Origin of the sequence: Micromonospora sp. NPDC048170, from assembly GCF_040652795.1 — a bacterium.
Taxonomy (GTDB): Bacteria; Actinomycetota; Actinomycetes; order Mycobacteriales; family Micromonosporaceae; genus Micromonospora.
The window spans coordinates 437,108-458,901 of record NZ_JBEZMR010000003.1 but is presented as its reverse complement, the minus strand read 5'-3'; the positions used below and the strand labels follow the sequence as shown (position 1 = coordinate 458,901).

The following is a 21,794-nucleotide window of genomic DNA, read 5'->3' as shown; positions in this document are numbered from 1 at the left end:
GCCGGGCCGGACGGAGCGGGCCCGGCGCGGCGCGGCCCGGGCGGCGCGCCTGGGCCCGCGGCGGCCGACGACGGCACGGCGGCGGCGCCGGATGTCGGCGCATCCGGTCGTGCGGCGCCCCGAGCAGGACCAGCAGTGCCGGCGTCCGGCCGTGCGGCGCCCCGAGCAGGACCAGCAGTGCCGGCGTCGGGACGCACAGCACCCCGGGCGGGAGCGGCAGGGCCGGCGTCCGGCCGTGCGGCGCCTGCCGGGCCGGCGTCGGGGCGCACGACACGCCGAGTCGGGCCAACCGGGGCGCCCGGCGGCGGACCGGCCGGCGTGGGGCGGGCGGCGCCCCGAGCCGGCGGCGGCCCGGGGTGAGGGCTGCCGGCTGGTCGGGGCGGCTCGGCCCCGGGGCGGGCCCCGCCGGTCGGCTGTCCGGCTTCGGTCGTGTCGGTGGGTCGCGGCGGCTGCGCGCCGGGCCGCGCCCGGCCCGTCGGGGCCTTGCCGGTCTCGACGCCGCGCTGTTCCGGTCCGGGCGATGCCGGCGACGGACCGCCCGTAACGGGCGGCGGCGCCGGCCGCTTGACCGTCGGCAGGGCGGGATCGGTGTGGTGGGCGCGGCCGGCCTGCCGCAGCCAGTCGGCCGGGCGCTCCGGTCGGCCGGGCCGGGGATCCTGGCCTCGCCGCGAGGCCTCCCCGTCGACCGGGCGCGGCGCGTGGGCCGGGTTCTCCACCTCGTCCGGGGCAGCCGGGCGGCCCGAGGGCGGCACCACCGTGTCGTCCGCACGCCGCGCGGACGGCTGACCGCCCTCCGCCGCGCGCCGGCCCCGGCCAGCGGTCTCGTCGTCGCCGGCCGCGCGCCGACCCCGACCCGCGAACTCGACGTCGTCAGGTGCGGAACGCCGGCCACGGGGGGCGGGACCGCCGGGTGGCTGCACCCCGACGCCGGGAGTCGCGGCGGGCGCACCAGGTACCGGTGGGGCGTTCCCGGAACGGGGCACCTGCGGGGCGTTCCCGGAACGCGGTACCGGCGGGGCGTCCGCCTCGGCAGCGCGACGTCGGCCGGTCGGCGCCCCAGGGTGTTGGCCGCGGTCGGTCCCGTCGCCCGGCAGGGGCGGGGCTACCGCCGGCACACCTCCGGTGCCGTCCGCGGGCGCGCCAGCTTCGACCGGGCCCCGCCGCATCCGGCCGGACCGGGGATCACGTGCGCCGGCCGGGGCGCCGGGCAACTCGCCGGTCGGCGGACCGGCCGGCGGCTGGGGGGCGCCGGGAGGCGGGACGCTGGCCCGGGCGGCGCCGACGGCACCGCCGGCCCGCCCGGCGACACCCGATGGGGGCGTGCCACCTGGCACCGCCGCCCGTCCGTCGGAACGCCGACCCGGCGCCGACCCGGCCGGGTGCGGCCCGTCCGGCGCGTCGGAAGGCGGGGGAACCGGTGCGCCCGGGTGCGGTCCGGTCTGCCCGCCGGGGTGAGGGCGGACGGGCGTACCGGGCTGTGGCCCGCTCGGCGTGCCGGCATGGGGGCCGGTGGGCGTACCGGGTGGCGGCCCGGTCCGGGGGCTGGCCTGCTGACCTGCCGGGAAGCCGGCCTGCGGACCCGTCGGAGGGATCGCCTGTGGACCCAGCGCGATGCCGGCCTGCGGACCGGTTGGGGAGCCCGGTACGGGGCGGGGATGCTGCTCCGGGCCGTCCGGGCCGGGTTGCGGCCGACCGGCCGCCGGGGGCCGGCGGGCGGGCTGGTGCGGAGGAACGGGACCGGGGGCCACGGGGCCGGCAGGACGGGGTGGCTCCGGCGTGCCGGGCCAGGGTCCGTCCAACGGGCGGGAGCGCGGGGGTTCCGCCTCGCCGCGGCGCACCGGAGGCGCGGCGGCCGAACCGGTGCCACGGTGGGGCGGCGGGGCCGCCTGGCCCGGGGGCATCGGGCCACCCGGACGCGGACCGGGAGGTGATCCGGGCTCCGCCCCGCCCGGGCCCAACTCGGTCCGCTCCTGCTTGGCCGAGCGCAGGTCGTCGATCCAGCCGAACTCCTCGCCGCTGATCGGCTCCTCGGGCTCGGCCTCAGCCTTGCCCCGCCCCCAGCGGCGACCCTTGGCGCGGGAGTCGCGCCGCTCGTCGGGGCCGTCCTCCGGTCGCTCCGAACCACGCGATTTCACTGCTGCCCCTCCTCGACGGCGTCACTGCCGCCCTCTCGCGCCGCCCCGGCGCCGCCCGTGTCCGTCTGGCGGCGGCCGTTGCCCGCCGATCCGCTCGCGACCGCCACCGGTGCCTCCGGGGGCGCGGCCGGGGCCGGCAACCCCCGGACGATGCGGCGCAGGAGCGGCAGCCGAGTAGCCACCGAGCGCTCGGCGCCGTGCTGGCTGGGCCGGTAGTAGTCGGTGCCGACGAGGTCGTCGGGAGCGTACTGCTGGGTGACCACACCGCGCTGGTCGTCGTGCGGATAGCGGTAGCCGGTTCCGTGCCCCAGCCCCTTGGCACCCGCGTAGTGCGCGTCGCGTAGCCCGCGCGGCACCGGCCCGCCCCGGCCGGCGCGCACGTCGGCGATGGCCGCGCCGATCGCGGTGGTGGCCGAGTTGGACTTCGGCGCGGTGGCCAGGTGGACCACCGCCTGGGCGAGGTTGAGCTGGACCTCGGGCAGCCCGACGTACTCCACGGCGTGGGCGGCGGCGGTGGCCACACTCAGTGCGGTCGGGTCGGCCATGCCGACGTCCTCACTGGCGAAGATGACCAGGCGGCGGGCGATGAACCGGGCGTCCTCACCGGCGACCAGCATCCGGGCCAGCCAGTGCAGCGCGGCGTCCACGTCCGAGCCGCGCATGCTCTTGATGAAGGCGCTGGTGACGTCGTAGTGGGCGTCGCCGGCCCGGTCGTAGCGTACGGCCGCCACGTCGACCGCCTGCTCGGCGGTGGCGAGGTCGATCCGCCCGGCGCCGAGAGCCGTGGCGGAGGCCGCCGCCGCTTCCAGGGCCGTGAGCGCCTTGCGTACGTCGCCGGCCGCGAGGCGTACGAGATGGTCCTCGGCCTCGGTCTCCAGCGTGAGCGCGCCGCCGAGGCCGCGCTCGTCGGTGACCGCGCGACGCAGCAGGCCGCGCACCGCCGCGTCGTCCAGCGGCTGGAGGGTGAGCAGCACGCACCGCGACAGCAGGGGTGAGATGACCGAGAAGTACGGGTTCTCGGTGGTGGCCGCGAGCAGCGTGACCGTGCGGTCCTCGACGGCGGCGAGCAGCGAATCCTGCTGGGTCTTGCTGAACCGGTGCACCTCGTCGATGAAGAGCACCGTCTGCGGGCCGCCGGAGCGGCGCTGGCGGCGGGCGGTATCGATCACCGCGCGGACGTCCTTGACCCCGGCGGTGAGGGCCGACATGGCGACGAAGCGGCGGTCGGTGGCCCGGGCCACCAGGTGCGCGATGGTCGTCTTGCCGCTGCCGGGCGGGCCCCAGAGGATGACCGACATCGGCGCGGTGGCCGAGACCAACTGGCGCAGTGGGGCGCCCGGCGCGAGCAGGTGATCCTGCCCGACCAGCTCGTCGATGCTGCGCGGGCGCATCCGGACGGGCAGGGGTGAATCCTCCCCCACCGCCGTGAACCCGTCCACACCGACGGAACCCGCGGGCGCGGGGGGCGCTCCGGCGGGCTCACCGAGGGAGAAGAGGGCGTCGGACTCCATCACGGGAACAGTACCGGGCCCGGCCGACAGCGCCGGCAGCGCCGTCGGGCCGGGCCCTTGCTGATCATTTACGGTCAGCCGCGGCCGGGACGCCGGCCCCGGTACCACCGGCCGCCACCCCCGCCGCGCGGGCCGTTGCCGACCCCGGCCAGGTAGAGCGAGAGCAGCAGCAGGCCGATAAGTACGAGGGTGTTCCAGTTGAACAGGTCCGGAGCACCGAAGTTGGTGTTCAGCAGATCGATGAGAAGGGCGAAGCCGAAAACGATCGCCGCGAGAATGGCGAGCATGGCGTTCCTCCGGTGGGGGTTCCCAGTAGGTCGGCGCATGATGTACCCAATCGGTCCGCCCGCCAATCTCCACCGTGGAGCGGCCCGGTTGTCACCGGGCGGAGACGGAGGTGGCGTCGGCGCCGCGCCCGACGTGCTCTGGTCCGGCTTCCGGATCGGATCCGGCTTCCAGGTCGGGTCCGGGGACGCCCTCGGGCCGGCGGCCGGCCCGCCAGGCGGGCAGGTAGAGCGGGGCGGCGACAGCCAGCACCACGGCACCGACGAGCAGCGCGGTGCTGATGCTCGTCGCCTGGGCCAGCATGGTGAGCACCACCCCGCCGATCGCCCCCGCAGGCTGGGCCATCATCGAGTTCAGCGAGATCACGCTGGTCCGGTACGGGCCGTCGACCTGCCGGTGCAGCAGTCCCATGTGCAGCGGGTTCGACGCGCCGTGCACGGTGTAGCAGGCGAGATAGGCGACCAGCACGCCGACCGGGCCGGCGAAGACCCCCATGCCCACCACGGTGAGGCCCTGCAGGATCCGCAGCAGCGCCGCCCCGGGCGCGGCCCCGGGCCAGCGCAGCAGCAACGGGGTGAGCGCGGCACCGGCCGCCGAGGCGAGCCAGGCGGCCGAACTGGCCGGCCCCAGCAGCGCGGCGGCCCGGTCCGCGTCGCCGACCACCTCGGCGAGGCGCAGCGGCAGCAGGGCCTCGAAGGTGACCATGCCGAAGCCCCAGAACAGCTCGACGGCGACCAGCGCGAGCAGGATCCGGGAGCGGCGCAGCAGCCCGATCGCCTGCCCGACCATCCGCGGTGCCTCGACGACCGACGCCCGCAGCGTCCCGGCGCCCTTCGCGGGCCGGACCTCCACGAGCAGCACCAGCAGGGCGACCAGGGCCGCCGCCTGGAGCACGACCGCGACCAGCACCGGCACGGTGAGCGCGCTGACCGGCCCGATCGGGCCGAGCGCGACAAGCCCGCCGCCGATCAGCGCCCCTGCCCCGATGGCGACGCCGGTGACGGTGCCGGCGTGGCCGAGGCCCGACTCGTACTCGGCCTTCGGGTCGGCGGCGAGGGTGGCGTCGACGTACCAGGACTCCATCGGGCCGCTGTCGAGGGCCCGGAAGACGCCCTGCAACGCCCAGACCAGGAAGAACAGCGCGAACGAGTCGGCCACCGCGAATAGCCCGAGCGAGGCGAGGTTGACCAGCCAGGCCACGACCAGGACCGGACGGCGCCCGAGGGCGTCGGCGAGGCCGCCGGTGGGCAGCTCCAGAGCGAGCACGACCAGGCCCTGGGCGACGGTCACCAGCCCGATCTGGGACAGCGACAGGCCGCGCTCCTGCATCAGCAGGATCATCACCGGGACCATCAGGCCGGTGGGCAGCCAGCGCAGGCCGTACAGCAGCAGGAAGCGACGCCGGACCTGGCGTACGGACAGCGCACTCACCGCATCTCCCTCAGCAACGGGTAGGCGGCGAGGTGCACCTGCACCGGTCGCGCCTCAGGGTCGCCCGTCTCGGCTTCGGCCTCGCGGCGGTACCGCTCCAACAGCTCCCACACCTCCGCCTGCAGCTCCGCGAGCCGGGCAGGCGGCATCGTCATGAAGATGTCGCCCATGCCGAAGGCGTCCCGCCAGGCGGGTGACCATTCGTGCTGTGCGGCGAACCACTGCTCGGCCTGCTCCACCAGGAGACGCACCTGGTCGCCCTGGATCCACTCGATCGCGGCCCGGGCGTCCGGGTCGTCGTCGAAGTCGGTGGGCTCCCAGTTGGTGACGTCGTGCGCGGCGCGCCACCAGCGCTGCCGGCCGCTGCCCAGCTCCGGGGCCTCGGCGACCAGCCCCACCTCGGCGAGCTGGCGCAGGTGGTAGCTGGTGGCGCCGGTGTTGGTGTCGAGCAGCCCCGCAAGGGTGGTGGCGGTGGCCGGGCCCTTGACCCGCAGGGCGCCGAGCAGGCGCATCCGGAGCGGGTGGGCCAGGACCCGGACCTGCCGATGGTCGAGCCGGACCTGGCGCGGGGCGTTCCGTTCCACTGTTTCGTCGTTCGCCATGAACGCACAATACCTGTGCACACTTTCTATGCACAAGAGTTGTGCATAGAAAGTGTGCACAGATGCTGACAAGGCCGGTCAGGTCAGGAGGCGAGCAGCTCGCGGATGCCGCGCAGCCGGGTCGGCAGCAGCGCCGCCGCGCGGGACGAGTCGAGGCGTACCTCGGCGGGGCGGCCGGAGGCGGCGCTCGCCGGGCGGCGGTAACCGCCCAATCGCCGTACCGCTAAGGGCTGCCCAGCACGGCGTCGGGACGGACCCGGGCGACCGGCGCGCGCCACGCCGCTCCCTCCCGTCGATCAAGAGGTTTGCGTCACGTGCCAGGGCGAATCATGACGCAAACCTCTTGATCGACACACGAACCGAGCGGGCGGAGCCGGCGGGCGGCGGGGTGGGGGTCGGTCGGGGCGGTCAGGTGGGGTCGGCTACCGGGGCGGCCGGGCCGGCCGTGCCGGTGTGCGGCGCCGCGGCCGGCTTCGGCTTGGCGTCGATGCCGGCCTCGGTGCGCTGCTGCGCGGTGATCGGCGTCGGCGCGCCGGTCAGCGGGTCGAAGCCACCCCGGGTCTTCGGGAAGGCGATGACCTCGCGGATCGAGTCCGCGCCGGCGAGCAGCATGCAGACCCGGTCCCAGCCGAAGGCGATGCCGCCGTGCGGCGGGGCGCCGTACTTGAACGCCTCCAGCAGGAAGCCGAACTTGTCCTGCGCCTCCTCGGGGGTGATGCCGAGCAGGTCGAAGACCCGCTTCTGCACGTCGCCCCGGTGGATACGGATCGAGCCGCCGCCGATCTCGTTGCCGTTGCAGACGATGTCGTACGCGTACGCCAGCGCCCGGTCGGGCGCCTCCTCGAACCGGCCGACCCACTCGGAGTTGGGCGAGGTGAACGGGTGGTGCACGGCCGTCCAGCCGCCCTCGTCCGTCTTCTCGAACATCGGCGCGTCGACCACCCAGCAGAACGCCCAGGCGCTCTCGTCGACGAGGCCGGCCCGCTTGGCGATCTCGATGCGGGCCGCGCCGAGCAGCTCCTGCGCCTCGCGGGTGTTCGTGCTGGCGGCGAAGAAGACGGCGTCGCCCGGCTTGGCGCCGACCGCGTCGGCGAGCCCGCCCAGGTGCTCGGCGGAGAGGTTCTTCGCCACCGGCCCGCGCGCCTCGCCGGTCTCGGCGTCGAGCACCACGTACGCCAGGCCGCGCGCGCCGCGTGCCTTGGCCCAGTCCTGCCAGCCGTCGAGCTCCTTGCGGCTCTGCGCCGCGCCGCCCGGCATGACCACGGCGCCGACGTAGCCGCCCGCGTCGATCGCGCCGGCGAAGACCCGGAACTGCGTGCCGCGCAGGTAGTCGGTCAGCTCGGTCAGCTCGACGCCGTAGCGCAGGTCGGGCTTGTCGGAGCCGTACCGGGCCATCGCGTCGTGCCAGGTGATGCGCGGGATCGGCCGGGAGATCTCGTGGCCGGCCAGCTCCTTCCACAGCGTCGAGACGATCGCCTCGCCGAGGTCGATGACGTCGTCCTCGGTGACGAAGGACATCTCGATGTCGAGCTGGGTGAACTCCGGCTGCCGGTCGGCGCGGAAGTCCTCGTCGCGGTAGCAGCGGGCGATCTGGTAGTACCGCTCCATGCCGCCGACCATCAGCAGCTGCTTGAACAGCTGCGGCGACTGCGGCAGCGCATACCAGCTGCCGGGCTGCAGGCGCACCGGCACCAGGAAGTCGCGCGCGCCCTCCGGCGTGGACCGGGTCAGCGTCGGGGTCTCGATCTCCAGGAAGTCCCGCTCGTGCAGCACGGTGCGGGCGAGCTGGTTGGCCCGCGAGCGCAGCCGCATCGCCTTCGCCGGGCCGCTGCGGCGCAGGTCGAGGTAGCGGTAGCGAAGCCGGATGTCGTCGCCGGCCTCGACCTGGTCGTCCACCGGCAGGGGCAGCGGGGCCGCCTCGGAGAGCACCTCCAGCTCGGCGGCGGTCACCTCGATCTCGCCGGTCGGCAGCTCCGGGTTCTCGTTGCCCTCGGGGCGTCGGGTCACCTCGCCGGTCACCCGGACGCAGAACTCGTTGCGCAGCGCGTGCGCGTCCTCCTCGCGGAACACCACCTGGACCACGCCGGAGCCGTCGCGCAGGTCGACGAAGATCACGCCGCCGTGGTCGCGCCGGCGGGCCACCCACCCGGCGAGCGTCACCGTGGTGCCGGCGTCCGTCGCGCGCAGGCTGCCGGCGTCATGGGTACGGATCACGACTCGCGTCTCCTCATCTGCGGTACGTCCTTACCCCTGGCATTCTGTCAGTCCTCCCCCGCGCCCCGTTGCGGGGTGAGGGAGGCGGGGTCCGGCCGCCGGTCCCGGCACGCGGGCGGGCCGCCGGGTGAACCCGGCGGCCCGCTGAGGTGCGATCGATCAGAAGACGCTGACGCCGTAGCGGCTCAGCGCCTCGGTGACCGGTTGGAAGAAGGTGGTGCCGCCGGTGGTGCAGTTGCCGCTGCCACCGGAGGTCAGGCCCAGGGCGATGGTGCCGCTGAACAGCGAGCCGCCGCTGTCGCCCGGCTGGGCACAGACGTTGGTGCGGATCATGCCGGTGACCGTGCCCTCGGCGTAGTTCACCGTGGCGTTGAGCGCGGTGACCGAGCCGCTGCGCAGGCCGGTGGTGCTGCCGGAGCGCTGCACCGACTGACCGACGTAGGCGTTGCCGGCGGCGGTGATGTCCCGGAAGCTGCCGTTGTAGAGGGAGACGTTGCCGGCCGCGTTGGCGGAGTTGTTGTGCCGCACGATGCCGTAGTCGTTGCCGGGGAAGCTGGTGCCGGTACGGGTGCCGAGCAGGGCGGTCTGGCCGGAGTTGCTGTACCAGCTGGCGGAGATGTTGGTGCAGTGCCCGGCGGTCAGGAAGTAGTAGGTGCTGCCGCTGCGGACGTTGAAGCCCAGGGAGCAGCGGCCGCCGCCACCGGCGTAGATGGCCTGGCCGCCGGAGATCCGGGTGCTGAGCACACCGGCCTCGGCCTCGATCCGGATCGCGCCGTTCATCTTCGCGGCGGCGGCCTTGACGCGCTCCAGCTTGGCGCCGGTGACCGTGCTGTCGACGGAGACGACGACCTGGTTGGTGGCCGGGTCGGTCCACCAGGCGGTGCCGGGGATCTTGGCGGAGCGGTCCAGCTCCGACGTGGCCCGGGCCAGCTCGCCGGCGCCGCGCTTGACGAACTTCGGGGTGGCGCCGGCGGCGCTGACCTGACGGGCGGCGAGCGCGTCGGTCACGGTGACGACCATCTTGCCGTCGGCGTCGGCGTACGTGCCGGCGGACCGGTCGCCGAGGCGCTCGGCCAGGCCGGCGGCGGCGTCGGGCGACGCGAACGAGGGTGCGGCCTGGGCGGGCGCGCCGATCAGCGAGCCGGCGACCATTGCGCCAGCCGCGGCGACGACAGCGGCACGACGGAACGAGGACCTGATGGGTCGCATGTAACAACCTCCAAGGAGGGAGTGTCGGGCCCGCGTCAGGGTGACTTGGGCCGGGAGCAGCCCGTCCGATCTGGGGAAACCGGTCGAGCCAAGTGAAGTATTCACATACTTAAGTTCGTATGCAAGACCCGGCTTTGTCCTTTTCGCCCCGGCTGCGGCGGCCACCTGCCGGAAACATTGTGGACACAGACGCACATCGATACGCTCGATCCACCGTCCCACCATCCGGTACGCGCGATCCGGAGGCCACCATGAGATCCGTCCGACGGCTGCTCGTCCCCCTCGCCGCCCTCACCACCCTCGTCCTGCTGGCCGGCACCCCGGCTGCCGCCGACCCCGGCCCGCCCCCGAACTCGATGGCCAGTCTCGGCGACTCCATCACCCGCGGCTTCAACGCCTGCGGCTGGTACGTCGACTGCACCTCCCGCTCCTTCAGCACCGGCGACACCTCCACGGTCGACAGCCAGGGCGTCGACTACGTCACGATGCTGATCGGCGCCAACGACGCCTGCACCGGCACCGAGGCGGCGATGACGCCGGTGGCCACCTACCGCGCCAACATCGACGCCGCGCTCAGCCGCCTCAAGACGGGGCTGCCCACCGCCCGGGTGCAGCTGATCAGCGTGCCGGACATCCACCGGCTCTGGTCCGTCGGCAAGGGCAGCGGCAGCGCCCGTTCCGCCTGGTCCCTGTTCAGCGTCTGCCAGTCGATGCTGGCCAACCCGACCTCCACGGCGCAGGCGGACGTTGACCGGCGCAACCGGGTACGCCAGCGGGTCGTCGACTACAACACGCAGCTCGCCCAGGCCTGCGCCGCGTACGGGCCGAACTGCGACTTCGACGACAACGCCGTGTTCGGCTACCCGTTCACCCTCAGTCAGCTCTCCACCTGGGACTACTTCCACCCGAACACCTCCGGGCAGCAGGTCGTGGCGCGGGTCTCGTACGCCGCCGGTTTCGGCTGGTAGCACCACTCGACCGATGCGCGGACGGCGACCACCGTCCGCGCGTCGCGGCGGTTGCCCCCGGGCCGGTCGACCTGTCGGCTCACCCGGTACGGCGGCGCGCCCCGGGCCCCGGCTGCGGCACCACGTCGCGCGGCCGGGCCACCTCGTGCCCGCGCTCGCAGCGCAACGCGACGCGGACCTCGGCGCCGCAGTCGCGGTGCGCGACCGTCAGCGGCGAGCCCTCCGGATCGGCCAGGTAGCGGTCCCCCCAGCCGAGGACGGCGACCAGCACCGGCCAGAGGTCGAGGCCCATCTCGGTCAGCCGGTACTCGTGGCGCACCCGACTGCCCGGCTCCCGATAGGGCTCGCGCCGCAGCACGCCGCGCTCCACCAGCATCGCCAGCCGGTTGGTGAGCACCTGCCGAGGGATGCCGGTGCGCACGCGCATGTCGTCGAAGCGGCGGACGCCGTTGAAGACCTCGCGCAGGACCACGAGGGTCCACCGCTCGCCGAGGATCTCCATCGCCCGGCCGATGGTGCAGTTCTCCACCGACCAGTCCAGCGCCGCGGGTCTCATGCGCCCCAGGCTAGGTCCGATTGACAGACTCAGCAATGCGCTGCCAGGCTGAGTCCATGACACAGACGCAGGATCCGGCGCGCAGCCGCACCTTCTCGTGGTCCGACCCGGGCATCAACGCGGCGCACGTCGGTCGGCGCGGCGGCCTGGACCTGCTCCGCGCGATGATCGCCGGGGAACTGGCGGCGCCGCCCATCATGCACCTGGTCGACATGTCCCGGATGGAGGCCGAGGAGGGGTGGGTGGCCGTCGAGCTGGTCCCCCAGGAGTTCCACTACAACCCGCTCGGCACCGTGCACGGCGGGGTCATCTCCACCCTGCTGGACACCGCCGCGGCGTGCGCGGTGCACACCACCCTGCCGGCCGGGATCGGCTACACCTCGCTGGACCTGAACGTGAAGTTCCTCCGCCCGGTCACCGTCGCCAGCGGCACCCTGCGCTGCGAGGGCACCGTCCTGCAACGTGGCCGCCGCACGTCGCTGGCCGAAGCGAAGCTGCTCGACGCCCAGTCACGCCTCGTCGCCCACGCCACATCGACCTGCCTCCTCTACCCCCTCACCCCACCCGCCTGACCCCTCCCCCGCCCCCACCCTCCCCCCTGCCCGCGACCCCCCGCCCCCGTCGATCTTGCACTTTCGGCCCTCGAAGGGCGGCGATTGCGGCTTTCGCCCGGGCATCAAGTGCAAGATCGCGGACGCAGCGGTGCGCGAGGGAGCCGCGCGGGGCGGGGGCGGGGCGCGGGGCGGGGGCGGGGTTGGGATAGACGCTCCGGGCGTGGTCGTCGTCGTGAGAGCCAGCGACGGCCACGTCCGGAGTCCCGGTGGCCGGGAGACGTCAGCAGGTCAGCGAGCGGCGAGGCGAGCGGCTCGGGCGGCGCGCTTCTCCTCGAAGCGGGCGGCGGCGTGCTCCAGGTCGTCGAGGTGGGCGGCGATCTGGTCGCGGGCGGCCTCACCGTCGGCGTCGAGCCCGGTCACGTTGAAGACGTCCCACTGACGCAGCACCGGCGCCACCACCTCGTCGCGGTGCTGGCGCAGGTCGTAGATGCCGGCGAGGGCGATCGCCACGGACTTGCGGGCGAAGCCCTCGATGCCGTTGCCGGGCATCTGGAAGTCGGCGACCACATCGGCGACCGCCCGCATCGCCTGACTGGGGGCCAGCTCGAAGGCCGCGGCCAGCAAATTGCGGTAGAAGACCATGTGCAGGTTCTCGTCGGCCGCGACGCGGGCCAGCAGCGCCTCGCACGCCGGGTCGCCGGTGACCCGGCCCGTGTTGCGGTGCGAGATCCGGGTGGCCAACTCCTGGAACGAGACGTACGCCAGGGAGTGCAGCACCTCGTCGTCGTGCACGTTGACGTAGCCGGCGGACATGTGCGTCATGCGGGCCCGCTCCAGCGCCACCGGGTCGACCGCCCGGCTGACGGTCAGGTAGTCGCGGATGGCGGTGCCGTGCCGCCCCTCCTCGGCGGTCCACCGGTGCACCCAGGTGCCCCAGGCGCCGTCCCGGCCAAACAGGCTGGCGATCTCGTGGTGGTACGAGGGCAGGTTGTCCTCGGTCAGCAGGTTGACGATCAGCGCGGTGCGGGCCACCTCGGGGATGGTCGAGTCGCTCTCGGCCCAGGCCTCGCCGCCCAGCGGGCCGTCGAAGGTACGTCCCTCGCTCCACGGCACGTACTCGTGCGGGAACCACTCCTTGGCGATGGACAGGTGCCGGTCGAGGTTCTTCTCGACGACCGGTTCCAGTTCGAGGAGCAGGGCGGTCTGGCTGAGTGCGGTCACGACGATCTCCCTACGGTGGCGTAACTTACGCCACCGTAGGTCCGATCGGGCGTACGCGCCAGTAACCGTCTCAGCTGACCAGCGGCCTGAGATCCGCCCGGGGCGGCGTCCACTCCCCTGCCGCCGCGGGGGTCTGCTCGCCGGAACGGATGTCCTTCACCTCGTCGGCCGCGCCGTCCACTCCGGGGAACCAGACGTACGGGATGCCCCGCCGTTCGGCGTAGCGGATCTGCTTGCCGAACTTCGCCGCGCTCGGCGACACCTCGGTCGGTACGCCCCGGCGGCGCAGCGCCTCGGCCACCCGGTTGCTGGCGCCGCGCTGCTCCTCGGCGGTCACCGCGACCAGGACGCACGTCGGCACGTCCCGCGACACCGACAGCGCGCCGGCGCCGAAGAGCAGCCCCAGCAGCCGGGTCACCCCGATCGAGATGCCCACCCCCGGGAAGCGGGTGGTGCCGGCGCTGGCCAGGTTGTCGTACCGGCCGCCGGAGCAGATCGAGCCGAACCGCTCGTAGCCGACCAGCTGCGTCTCGTAGACCGTGCCGGTGTAGTAGTCCAGGCCACGGGCGATGCGCAGGTCGGCCACACACAACCCCGGGGAGTGCGCGGCGGCGGTCTCCACCACCCGGACCAACTCCTCGACGCCCTCGTCGAGCATCGGGTCGCTGACACCCAGCGCGCGTACGGCGTCGGCGAACGAGGCGTCCGGGGCGGAGATCTCCGCCAGCGACAGGACCGCCTTGGCCTGCGCCTCGCTCGCCCCGGCGGTCTGCGCCAGCAACTCGGCCACCTTCGCCGGGCCGATCTTGTCGAGCTTGTCCACCGCGCGCAGGGCCGCCTCCGGGTCGGTGAGCCCGATCCCCCGGTAGAAGCCCTCACAGATCTTGCGGTTGTTGACCTGGATCCTCACCGGCGGAATCGGCAGCGAGCGCAACGCGTCGCCGACGACCAGCGGCATCTCCGCCTCGTGGTGCGGGGCGAGGGTGTCCCGATCGACGATGTCGATGTCGGCCTGGAGGAACTCGCGGTAGCGCCCCTCCTGCGGTCGCTCGCCCCGCCACACCTTCTGGATCTGGTAGCGGCGGAACGGGAACTGCAGCTTGCCGGCGTTCTCCAGCACGTAGCGGGCGAACGGCACGGTCAGGTCGAAGTGCAGGCCGAGCGCGTCGTCGCCGGTCGGGCCGTCGGCGTCGGCCTGCAACCGCCGGATCAGGTAGACCTCCTTGGAGGTCTCCCCCTTGCGCAGCAACTGGTCCAGCGGCTCCACCGCACGGGTCTCCAGCGGGGCGAAGCCGTACAGCTCGAAGGTGTCGCGGATCCGGTCCAGGACGTACTGCTCGATCATCCGCTGTGCGGGCGTCCACTCCGGGAAGCCCGAGATGGGCGTGGGCTTGCTCATGATGCTCCGTTCGCGGTCCCGCGCTCGGCGCGGGCGAAGAGTCGGCGCGGCCGGCTGAGGACCGCGGGGCGAGAAGTTCGGTGCGGCCGGCTACAGGCCGCGGGGCGAAGAGTCGGTGCGGCCGGCTACAGGCCGCGGGCGGGGGCGGCCGGTCGCGCGCCGCCCGCCACCTCGACGAGGTACGGGTTGGTCGCGCGCTCGCGGCCGATGGTGGTCATGGGGCCGTGGCCGGGCAGCACGACGGTGTCGTCGGCCAGCGGGAGGATCTTGTCCCGAAGGCTGGTGACCATCCTCGTCATGCTGCCGCCCGGCAGGTCGGTGCGGCCGATGGAGCCGGCGAACAGGACGTCGCCGGAGAGGCAGAGCTGATCCGCCTCCCACGACGGGTCGGCAGCCGGCAGCCGGAAGATCACCGACCCGTTGGTATGGCCCGGGGCGTGGTCGACGGTGATCTCCAGCCCGGCGAGAGCGAGCGTGGCGCCGTCGGCCAACTCGGCGACGTCCTCCGGCTCGGTGTACGGCAGCCGCCCGCCGAACAGCGAGCTGAGGTCCGCCGACAGCCCCTTGGTCGGGTCGGCGAGCATCTCCCGGTCGCCGGGATGCACGTACGCGGTGATGCCGCGCGCGCCGCAGACCGGCGCCACCGAGAAGGTGTGGTCGAGATGACCGTGGGTGAGCAGGACGGCGGCCGGGTGCAGCCGATGCTCGGCCAGCAGGGCGTCGAGCCGGCCGAGCACCCCGATGCCGGGGTCGACCACCACGCACTGTTCCCCCGGCGCGGCGGCGACCACGTAGCAGTTGGTGCCGAAGACGTCCGCGGGAAAGCCGGCCACGAGCACGTCCGCTCCCCTTCCGTCGAGAATGCTCCCTGTCAGCAGCCTATCGGGCGGCGCGACCCGGCTCTGCGCGTCCGTCCCGCACGCCCCACGAGGAACATCCGGGTCCCGCCAGGGGCCGCACCCGGTCCGCCCCGGAGGCCCCACCGGTCACAGTGACGCGTTCCGATAAAACCCGGCCCGGACCTCGTACACCACTTTCCCAGCCGGTAGCCGTACACTCTGGCGGGCGTGTGGCGTGGCGCACCTGCCGCCGAAGGGCGCAGGACGCCCGACCACCGGTGACGACCAGGGTAGAGGAAGGGGAGCACGGGTGGCTTCCAGCAGGGACCGGCAGCGCAAACTGGCGCGTGCCAAGCTCGACCGGCAACTCGCCCGCCGGGCCGCCGCCGCCAAGCGTCGGCGGCAGATCCAGGCCGGTGTCGGCGTCACCGTCGTCCTCGCGCTGATCGTGGCCGGCTCGGCGTGGGCGCTGGGCGCCTTCGACGACGACCCGAAGGAGAACACGGCCGCCGAGGACGTCTGCCTGTGGACCCCGCAGGACGCCTCCGCGAACACCAACCTCAAGGACGTCGGCACGCCGGCCACCGCGGGGTTGCCGACCGACGGCGTACGCCCGATGACGATCACCACCAACCAGGGCTCGCCGATCACCGTCGAGCTCGACCTCGCCAGTTCCCCGTGCGCGGCGGCGAGCATCGCGCACCTGGGCAGCCGGTCGTTCTACGACAACACCAAGTGCCACGAGATCACCGCCGAGGGCGCGGTGCGCTGTGGTGACCCGAGCGGCACCGGGCTCGGCGGCCCCACCTACTCGTTCTACGACGAGAACGTGCCCACCGCGCCGTCGCCGTCGGCGAGCCCCGCGGCCGGACAGCCCGCGACCTACCCGAAGGGCACGGTCGCGATGGTCGCCAACCCGCCGGGCGCCAACGGCAGCCAGTTCCTGATGTTCTTCAAGGACTTCACCACGGCCGACCCGAAGTATCCGATCATCGGCCGGGTCACCGGCGGGATCGACGTGGTGGAGAAGATCGGCGCCAAGCCGACCGTGGACAATGGGACGGGGGCCAAGGTCAAGCCGAAGGACGACGACGTGGTCGTCCAGAGCCTGACCGTCGGTGAGCCCGTGGCGCAGGCGGCCTCGGCGCCGGCCCCGTCCGCTTCGGGCGCTTCGGCGGCCAGCCCGAGCGCCGGCTGACCCGGCCGCCCCACCAACCTCAGCGGCACCGACCGCGCCAGAGACAGCCCAGGAGGATCCAGGCGTGACGTCCACCAGAGAGCGGCAGCGCGCGGCGGCGCGTGCCCGGCTCGAGAAGGAGATGGCCGAGCGCGCGGCCAGGGCCCGCAAGCGCCGGCAGACCCAGGCGATCGTGGGGGCCGCTTCGGTCCTGGTGCTCGTCGTCGCCGGCACGGTCTGGCTCGCCACCAACCTCGGCGGCGACGACGACAAGACCGACACTGCCGGCCCGGCGGCCGGCAACGTGCAGTGCGCCTGGAACGAGGTCCCCGCCGACCAGCGGACCAAGCAGATCAAGGACGTCGGGCTGCCGCCCGCACAGCAGTCGAGCACGGGCACCCAGACCTTGACGCTCGACACCAACCTGGGCCCGATCACCGCCACGGTCGACCGTTCGGCTGCACCGTGCACCGCGGGCAGCTTCACCCACCTGGCGGAGAAGAACTTCTTCGACAACAGCAAGTGCCACCGGCTGGTGACCGAGGGCATCAAGGTGCTCCAGTGCGGTGACCCGAGCGCGACGGGCAAGGGCTGGCGGGAGACCGACGGCACCGGTGGCCCGAGCTACCGGCTCGCCGAGGAGAACCTGCCCACCGACAAGCGGCCCCCGTACCCGGAGGGCGTGATTGCCATGGCCAAGTCCAGCCAGCCGGGCAGCACGGGCAGCCAGTTCTTCATCGTCTTCGGTGACTCGCCGCTGGACCCGAGCTACACCGTCCTGGGCACCATCACGGGCGGCATGGACATCGTCAAGCAGGTCGCGGAGGCGGGCGACGACAAGGCGTTCGCGCAGCAGGCCGGCGGCGGCCACCCGAAGAAGGAAGTCATCATCAACAAGCTCACGATGAGCCCCCCACAGGGCTGACACCCTTCCTCACGTACGACAAGCGCCCGCCGGAACCCCCGGCGGGCGCTTCGCATCCCACCCGCCCCGCCCGCAAGCCCCCGTCGATCTTGCACTTTGCGCCCAGACAAAAGGGGTGATCTACGTATCCCCGGGGCCGAAAGTGCAAGATCGACGCGGCTGGAGGGGCGGGCGGGGGGGGCGAGCGCGGTCGGGTGGGGAGGGAGGTGGGGAGGGAGGAGGGGGAGGGGGAGGGAGGGGTCAGGCGCCGGAGGTTACTCGGTAGGCGTCGAAGACGCCGTCGACCTTGCGGACCGCGGCGAGGAGGTGGCCCAGGTGCTTCGGGTCGGCCATCTCGAAGCTGAACCGGCTCACCGCCACCCGGTCGCGGGTGGTGGTGACCGTCGCGGAGAGGATGTTCACCCGCTCCTCGGAGAGCACCCTGGTCACGTCGGCGAGCAGCTTGTGCCGGTCCAGCGCCTCGACCTGGATGGCGACCAGGAACGTCGACGCCGAGGTGAGCTTCCAGCTCACCTCGACCACCCGCTCGACCTGCGCGCGCAGGTCCTCGGCGTTGGCGCAGTCGTCCCGGTGCACGCTCACCCCGCCGGAGCGGGTGACGAAACCGAAGACCGAGTCCGGCGGTACGGGCGTGCAGCAGCGCGCCAGCTTGATCCACACGTCGCTGACCCCACGCACCACCACGCCGGGATCGGCACTGCTCTGCCGGCTGCGGGGCATCCGGGTGGCGACGGCGGTCTCGGCGATGTCCTCCGCCGCGCCCTCCTCGCCGCCGTACGCGGCCATCAGCTTCTGCACCACCGACTGGGCGGAGACCTGGCTGTCGCCGACGGCGGCGTAGAGGGACGCCACGTCGGCCAGGTGCAGATCCCGGGCGATCGCCATCAGCGCGTCGGAGGTGAGCATCCGCTGCAACGGCATGCCCTGCTTGCGCATCGCCTTGACGATCGCGTCCTTGCCGGCCTCGATCGCCTCCTCGCGCCGCTCCTTGTTGAAGTACTGGCGGATCTTCGTGCGGGCGCGCGGGCTCTTGACGAAGCCCAGCCAGTCCTGCGTCGGGCCGGCCGTGTCGGACTTCGACGTGAAGATCTCGATCACGTCGCCGTTGGACAGCGTCGACTCCAGCGGCACCAGCTTGCCGTTGACCCGCGCGCCGATGCACTTGTGCCCCACCTCGGTGTGCACCGCGTACGCGAAGTCCACCGGCGTCGAGCCGGTCGGTAGCGGGATGACGTCACCCTTCGGGGTGAAGACGTACACCTCCTGGCTGGACAGGTCGAAGCGCAGCGCGTCGAGGAACTCGCTCGGGTCCGCCGCCTCCCGCTGCCAGTCGAGCAGCTGACGCAGCCAGGTCATCTCGTCGATGTGCGCGGGCGGGCCGACGATCTGGGTGCCCTTGTGCTCCTTGTACTTCCAGTGCGCGGCGATGCCGAACTCGGCGGTGCGGTGCATCGCGTACGTGCGGATCTGCATCTCCACCGGCTTGCCGGTGGGCCCGATGACCGTCGTGTGCAACGACTGGTACATGTTGAACTTGGGCATCGCGATGTAGTCCTTGAACCGGCCCGGCACCGGCTGCCAGTTGGCGTGGATCACACCCAGCGCCGCGTAGCAGTCCCGCACCGTGTCGACCAGGATCCGCACTCCGACGAGGTCGTAGATGTCGTTGAAGTCGCGACCCCGCACGATCATCTTCTGGTAGATCGAGTAGAGATGCTTCGGCCGCCCGGTGGTCTCCGCCTTGATCTTGGCGGCCTTCAGGTCGGTCTGCACCTTCTGGGTCACCTGACGCAGCAGGGCCTCGCGCTGCGGCTGGTGCTCCCCGATCAGCCGGTTGATCTCCTCGTAGCGCTTCGGGAAGAGCGTGCCGAAGGCGAGATCCTCCAGCTCCCACTTGATGGTGTTCATACCCAGCCGGTGGGCCAGCGGGGCCAGGATCTCCAGCGTCTCCTTCGCCTTCTGCTCCTGCTTCGGGCGGGGCAGGAAGGTGAGGGTGCGCATGTTGTGCAGCCGGTCGGCCAGCTTGATCACCAGCACCCGCGGGTCCTTGGCCATCGCGACGACCATCTTGCGGATGGTCTCGGCCTTGGCCGCGTCGCCCAGCTTGACCTTGTCGAGCTTGGTCACCCCGTCGACCAGCAGCGCCACCTCGCCACCGAAGTCGGCCCGCATCTGGTCGAGGGTGTATTCCGTGTCCTCGATGGTGTCGTGCAGGAGCGCGGCCACCAGGGTGGTGGTGTCCATCCCGAGGTTGGCCAGGATCGTGGCCACCGCCAGCGGGTGGGTGATGTAGGGGTCGCCGGACTTGCGGTACTGCCCGGAGTGCCAGCGGGCCGCGGTGTCGAAGGCACGCTGGAGCAGCCGCGCGTCGGCCTTGGGGTGGGCGTCCCGATGGGTCGAGATCAGCGGCTCCAGCACCTCGCTGACCTGCGAGGACTGCCACGGCGCGTTGAACCGCGCCAGCCGTGCCCGGACCCTGCGGCCGGTGGGCGCGGTGGAGAGCGCGAAACCGGCGCTCGGCAGGGGATCGTCGGATCCGTCGCCGGGGAACGGGAGCACGACCCCCTCGGCCGCCGTGCCCGCGCCACCCGCCGTCGCGCGCGGCCCGTCGGGGCGTACGGGCTCGGCCGGGCCGGAGCCCGCCTGCCGGGCTGGCGCGTCACCGTTCCGTGCGGCCACCGAGCCGTCCGCGTCGCCTGTCGGGTACACCGTGCCCTCCACCGGAGGGGCGACATCGTGGGACACCGGCCTCCTCACCGCTCGCCGGGAAAACACCGACCGTGGGCCGGCCGGCCTGGTCTCGCGCCGCCCGGACGGGTCCCGCCCGGTCAGCAAAGGGCAATGCTACCCGCACGCACCGTGCCACGCCGCTCCGCCGGACGGTCCACACCGGGTCCGTCCGGCGGTTGGTCCCCTCAGACGGTCAACAGGGCATGGACCGGACGCGGGGCCAGCCGCTCCCGGCCGCCGAGGAAGCCGAGCTCCAGCAGGACGGTGAAGCCGGCCACGGTCCCGCCGGCCCGCTCCACCAGGTCCAGCGTCGCCTCGGCCGTGCCGCCGGTGGCCAGCACGTCGTCGACCACCAGCACCCGGTGCCCGGCCGTGAAGGCGTCCTCGTGCACCTCGAGCGTGGCCTCGCCGTACTCCAGGGCGTAGGAGGCCGAGTAGGCCGGACGGGGCAGCTTGCCGGCCTTGCGCACCGGCACCACGCCGATCCCGGTCGCGTACGCGATGGCCGCCGCGACCACGAACCCCCGCGCCTCGATGCCGACCACGACGTCGAACGAGTCCCGCCCGTGGTACGCGATGATGCCGTCGATCACCTCGCGGAACGTGTCACCGTCGGCGAACAACGGCATCAGGTCCTTGAACATGACACCGGGCTTGGGAAAGTCGGGTACGTCGAGCACCCGGCTGGCGACCAGCGCGGCCGTGCCCGGGCCACTGTCTCCCCGTACGGCGGTGCTGTGGGTCTCCGTCACGGCAGTTCCGTTTCCCTTCACGACGACGGCGTCCTCCATGCTGCTCGCACAGCATGAAGGACGCCGTCGGATCGGTTCCTACCGGGTCTGCCCGGCCCGGCTCAGCGCCGCTTGCCGCCACCCGGCCGGTTGCCACCGCCGCCGGCCGGTCGGCCGCCCGCCGGCCGCTTCCCGGCCGGCCGGGCGCCCACCTTCGGCGCGGCGCCCGCCAGCGCGGCCGACTCGGGGTCGACCGGCTCGGCGTCGGGCTCGCCGCCGCGGGGGGCGGTGCCCTTCGGGGTGACCTCGCCCCGGGCGATGGCGCCCCGGCGGGCCATCAGCCGCTTGTTGTGCGCCTGGATCCGCGGCTCGTAGTTCTTCAGCAGCACCAGCAGCGGCGTGGCCAGCAGGATCGAGGTCAGGAACGCCACCGCCATACCGACGAAGAGCACCAGGCCGAGGTCCTTCAGGGTGCCCGCGCCGAGCAGGCCGGCACCGATGAAGAGCAGACCACCGACGGGCAGCAGCGCGACCACCGAGGTGTTCAGCGACCGCATCAGGCTCTGGTTGATCGCCAGGTTGGCGGCCTCGCCGTACGTCTGGTTGTTGTTCGCGGTGATGCCGCGGGTGTTCTCCTGAACCTTGTCGAAGACCACCACCACGTCGTAGAGCGCGAAGCCCAGGATGGTGAGGAAGCCGATGACCGTGGACGGGGTGACCTCGAAGCCGACAAACGAGTAGATGCCGGCGGTGAGGACCAGGTTCACGATCAGCGAGGAGACGGCGGCGACCGCCATCCGCCACTCGAAGCGCAGGATCAGGTAGAGCATCACCACCGCGACGAAGATGACCAGGCCGAGCAGCGCCCGGGAGGTCACCTGGCTGCCCCACGCCTCGCTGACCTGGTTGCCGCTGATGGTGGCGGCGTCGATGCCGAACTCCTCGGCGATCTCGACCTTGACGGCGTTGGCCTGCTCGGTGTCGAGCTGGGTGGTGCGCACCTCGTAGAAGTCGCCGCCGGTGCCGCCGACCTTCTGCGTGGAGACCACATGGGCGCCGTCGCCGGCAGCGGCGAGGGCGTCCTCAACCTTCAACTCGGTCTGTTCCAGGGTGCCGACGCTGGCCGGGATCTGGAACGAGTTGCCGCCGGCGAACTCGATGCCGAGGCTGAAGCCGCGCAGCCCGAAGCTGAGCACCGACAGCAGGATCAGCCCGAGCGCGACACCGAACCAGACCTTGCGCCGGCCGATGATGTCGAGGCCGGCCTCACCGCGGTAGAGGCGGCTCGCGAGACCACTCTTTGCCAT

General features: G+C 73.0%; 19 protein-coding genes. 4 read left to right on the top strand and 15 right to left on the bottom strand.

All coding sequences use genetic code 11. The annotated features are described in order from the left end of the window. The 8 genes from AB0D32_RS08615 to AB0D32_RS08580 form a co-directional block, all read right to left on the bottom strand. Window positions 1–289: hypothetical protein (locus AB0D32_RS08615; RefSeq protein WP_357086527.1), on the bottom strand; the 289-nt coding region annotated here is incomplete at its 3' end. Between the two features lie 1,842 nt (window positions 290–2,131). Next, entirely contained in the window at window positions 2,132–3,646 is a 1,515-nt protein-coding gene (locus AB0D32_RS08610; protein WP_357086525.1) for a replication-associated recombination protein A, read from the bottom strand. 74 nt (window positions 3,647–3,720) lie between these two features. Further along, a complete protein-coding gene (locus AB0D32_RS08605) occupies window positions 3,721–3,933 on the bottom strand; it encodes a hypothetical protein (RefSeq protein WP_357086523.1) in 213 nt (70 codons plus the stop codon). Between the two features lie 91 nt (window positions 3,934–4,024). Continuing rightward, a complete protein-coding gene (locus AB0D32_RS08600; protein WP_357086521.1) occupies window positions 4,025–5,362 on the bottom strand; it encodes an MFS transporter in 1,338 nt (445 codons plus the stop codon). Continuing rightward, complete coding sequence (locus AB0D32_RS08595) at window positions 5,359–5,964, bottom strand: helix-turn-helix domain-containing protein (RefSeq protein ID WP_357086519.1); 606 nt, start codon at window positions 5,962–5,964, stop codon at window positions 5,359–5,361. Before AB0D32_RS08595 ends, AB0D32_RS08600 begins: the two co-directional genes overlap by 4 nt. A gap of 83 nt (window positions 5,965–6,047) precedes the next feature. After that, the gene (locus AB0D32_RS08590; protein ID WP_357086517.1) at window positions 6,048–6,176 is read right to left on the bottom strand and encodes a hypothetical protein; all 129 of its coding nucleotides are present in this window, start codon (window positions 6,174–6,176) and stop codon (window positions 6,048–6,050) included. Between the two features lie 196 nt (window positions 6,177–6,372). Continuing rightward, window positions 6,373–8,178, bottom strand: coding sequence for an aspartate--tRNA ligase (aspS, locus tag AB0D32_RS08585; RefSeq protein ID WP_357086515.1), 1,806 nt, complete (start codon window positions 8,176–8,178; stop codon window positions 6,373–6,375). Window positions 8,179–8,337: 159 nt separating this feature from the next. Further along, a complete protein-coding gene (locus AB0D32_RS08580; RefSeq protein ID WP_357086513.1) occupies window positions 8,338–9,387 on the bottom strand; it encodes a S1 family peptidase in 1,050 nt (349 codons plus the stop codon). 251 nt (window positions 9,388–9,638) lie between these two features. Between AB0D32_RS08580 and AB0D32_RS08575 the strand changes: the two genes are divergently transcribed. After that, a complete protein-coding gene (locus tag AB0D32_RS08575) occupies window positions 9,639–10,355 on the top strand; it encodes a GDSL-type esterase/lipase family protein (protein ID WP_357086511.1) in 717 nt (238 codons plus the stop codon). Window positions 10,356–10,434: 79 nt separating this feature from the next. On the opposite strand, the gene AB0D32_RS08570 is transcribed toward AB0D32_RS08575, so the two are convergent. Continuing rightward, window positions 10,435–10,911, bottom strand: coding sequence for a helix-turn-helix domain-containing protein (locus AB0D32_RS08570; protein ID WP_357086509.1), 477 nt, complete (start codon window positions 10,909–10,911; stop codon window positions 10,435–10,437). A 56-nt stretch (window positions 10,912–10,967) separates the two neighbouring features. On the opposite strand from AB0D32_RS08570, the gene AB0D32_RS08565 reads away from it, so the two are divergent. Beyond that, window positions 10,968–11,483 carry a PaaI family thioesterase gene (locus AB0D32_RS08565; RefSeq protein ID WP_357086507.1) on the top strand — a complete coding sequence of 172 codons (516 nt, stop codon included), beginning with the start codon at window positions 10,968–10,970 and terminating at the stop codon, window positions 11,481–11,483. Between the two features lie 270 nt (window positions 11,484–11,753). On the opposite strand, the gene AB0D32_RS08560 is transcribed toward AB0D32_RS08565, so the two are convergent. The 3 genes from AB0D32_RS08560 to AB0D32_RS08550 all read right to left on the bottom strand — a co-directional run bounded on the left by AB0D32_RS08560 (window position 11,754) and on the right by AB0D32_RS08550 (window position 14,924). Further along, the gene (locus AB0D32_RS08560) at window positions 11,754–12,686 is read right to left on the bottom strand and encodes an acyl-ACP desaturase (RefSeq protein ID WP_357086504.1); all 933 of its coding nucleotides are present in this window, start codon (window positions 12,684–12,686) and stop codon (window positions 11,754–11,756) included. A 70-nt stretch (window positions 12,687–12,756) separates the two neighbouring features. Further along, a complete protein-coding gene (gene hisS, locus AB0D32_RS08555) occupies window positions 12,757–14,085 on the bottom strand; it encodes a histidine--tRNA ligase (protein WP_357086502.1) in 1,329 nt (442 codons plus the stop codon). Between the two features lie 125 nt (window positions 14,086–14,210). Further along, window positions 14,211–14,924, bottom strand: coding sequence for an MBL fold metallo-hydrolase (locus AB0D32_RS08550; protein ID WP_357086500.1), 714 nt, complete (start codon window positions 14,922–14,924; stop codon window positions 14,211–14,213). Between the two features lie 310 nt (window positions 14,925–15,234). On the opposite strand from AB0D32_RS08550, the gene AB0D32_RS08545 reads away from it, so the two are divergent. Both AB0D32_RS08545 and AB0D32_RS08540 read left to right on the top strand, forming a co-directional pair. Next, complete coding sequence (locus tag AB0D32_RS08545) at window positions 15,235–16,122, top strand: peptidylprolyl isomerase (RefSeq protein WP_357086498.1); 888 nt, start codon at window positions 15,235–15,237, stop codon at window positions 16,120–16,122. A gap of 64 nt (window positions 16,123–16,186) precedes the next feature. Beyond that, a complete protein-coding gene (locus tag AB0D32_RS08540; RefSeq protein ID WP_357086496.1) occupies window positions 16,187–17,026 on the top strand; it encodes a peptidylprolyl isomerase in 840 nt (279 codons plus the stop codon). 240 nt (window positions 17,027–17,266) lie between these two features. Here AB0D32_RS08540 and AB0D32_RS08535 read toward each other — a convergent pair whose 3' ends face one another. The 3 genes from AB0D32_RS08535 to secF all read right to left on the bottom strand — a co-directional run bounded on the left by AB0D32_RS08535 (window position 17,267) and on the right by secF (window position 21,794). Then, entirely contained in the window at window positions 17,267–19,747 is a 2,481-nt protein-coding gene (locus tag AB0D32_RS08535; RefSeq protein ID WP_357086569.1) for a bifunctional (p)ppGpp synthetase/guanosine-3',5'-bis(diphosphate) 3'-pyrophosphohydrolase, read from the bottom strand. Window positions 19,748–19,941: 194 nt separating this feature from the next. Continuing rightward, on the bottom strand, window positions 19,942–20,508 hold the full coding sequence (locus AB0D32_RS08530; protein ID WP_357086494.1) for an adenine phosphoribosyltransferase: 567 nt from the start codon (window positions 20,506–20,508) through the stop codon (window positions 19,942–19,944). Between the two features lie 101 nt (window positions 20,509–20,609). Next, a complete protein-coding gene (gene secF / locus AB0D32_RS08525) occupies window positions 20,610–21,794 on the bottom strand; it encodes a protein translocase subunit SecF (protein ID WP_357086492.1) in 1,185 nt (394 codons plus the stop codon).

Excerpts from the sequence above, each read along its gene's own strand:
- AB0D32_RS08610 (WP_357086525.1), bottom strand. The coding sequence starts at position 3,646 with ATGGAGTCCGACGCCCTCTTCTCCCTCGGTGAGCCCGCCGGAGCGCCC.
- AB0D32_RS08605 (WP_357086523.1), bottom strand. The coding sequence starts at position 3,933 with ATGCTCGCCATTCTCGCGGCGATCGTTTTCGGCTTCGCCCTTCTCATC.
- AB0D32_RS08595 (WP_357086519.1), bottom strand. The coding sequence starts at position 5,964 with ATGGCGAACGACGAAACAGTGGAACGGAACGCCCCGCGCCAGGTCCGG.
- AB0D32_RS08580 (WP_357086513.1), bottom strand. The coding sequence starts at position 9,387 with ATGCGACCCATCAGGTCCTCGTTCCGTCGTGCCGCTGTCGTCGCCGCG.
- AB0D32_RS08575 (WP_357086511.1), top strand. The coding sequence starts at position 9,639 with ATGAGATCCGTCCGACGGCTGCTCGTCCCCCTCGCCGCCCTCACCACC.
- AB0D32_RS08570 (WP_357086509.1), bottom strand. The coding sequence starts at position 10,911 with ATGAGACCCGCGGCGCTGGACTGGTCGGTGGAGAACTGCACCATCGGC.
- AB0D32_RS08565 (WP_357086507.1), top strand. The coding sequence starts at position 10,968 with ATGACACAGACGCAGGATCCGGCGCGCAGCCGCACCTTCTCGTGGTCC.
- hisS (WP_357086502.1), bottom strand. The coding sequence starts at position 14,085 with ATGAGCAAGCCCACGCCCATCTCGGGCTTCCCGGAGTGGACGCCCGCA.
- secF (WP_357086492.1), bottom strand. The coding sequence starts at position 21,794 with ATGGCAAAGAGTGGTCTCGCGAGCCGCCTCTACCGCGGTGAGGCCGGC.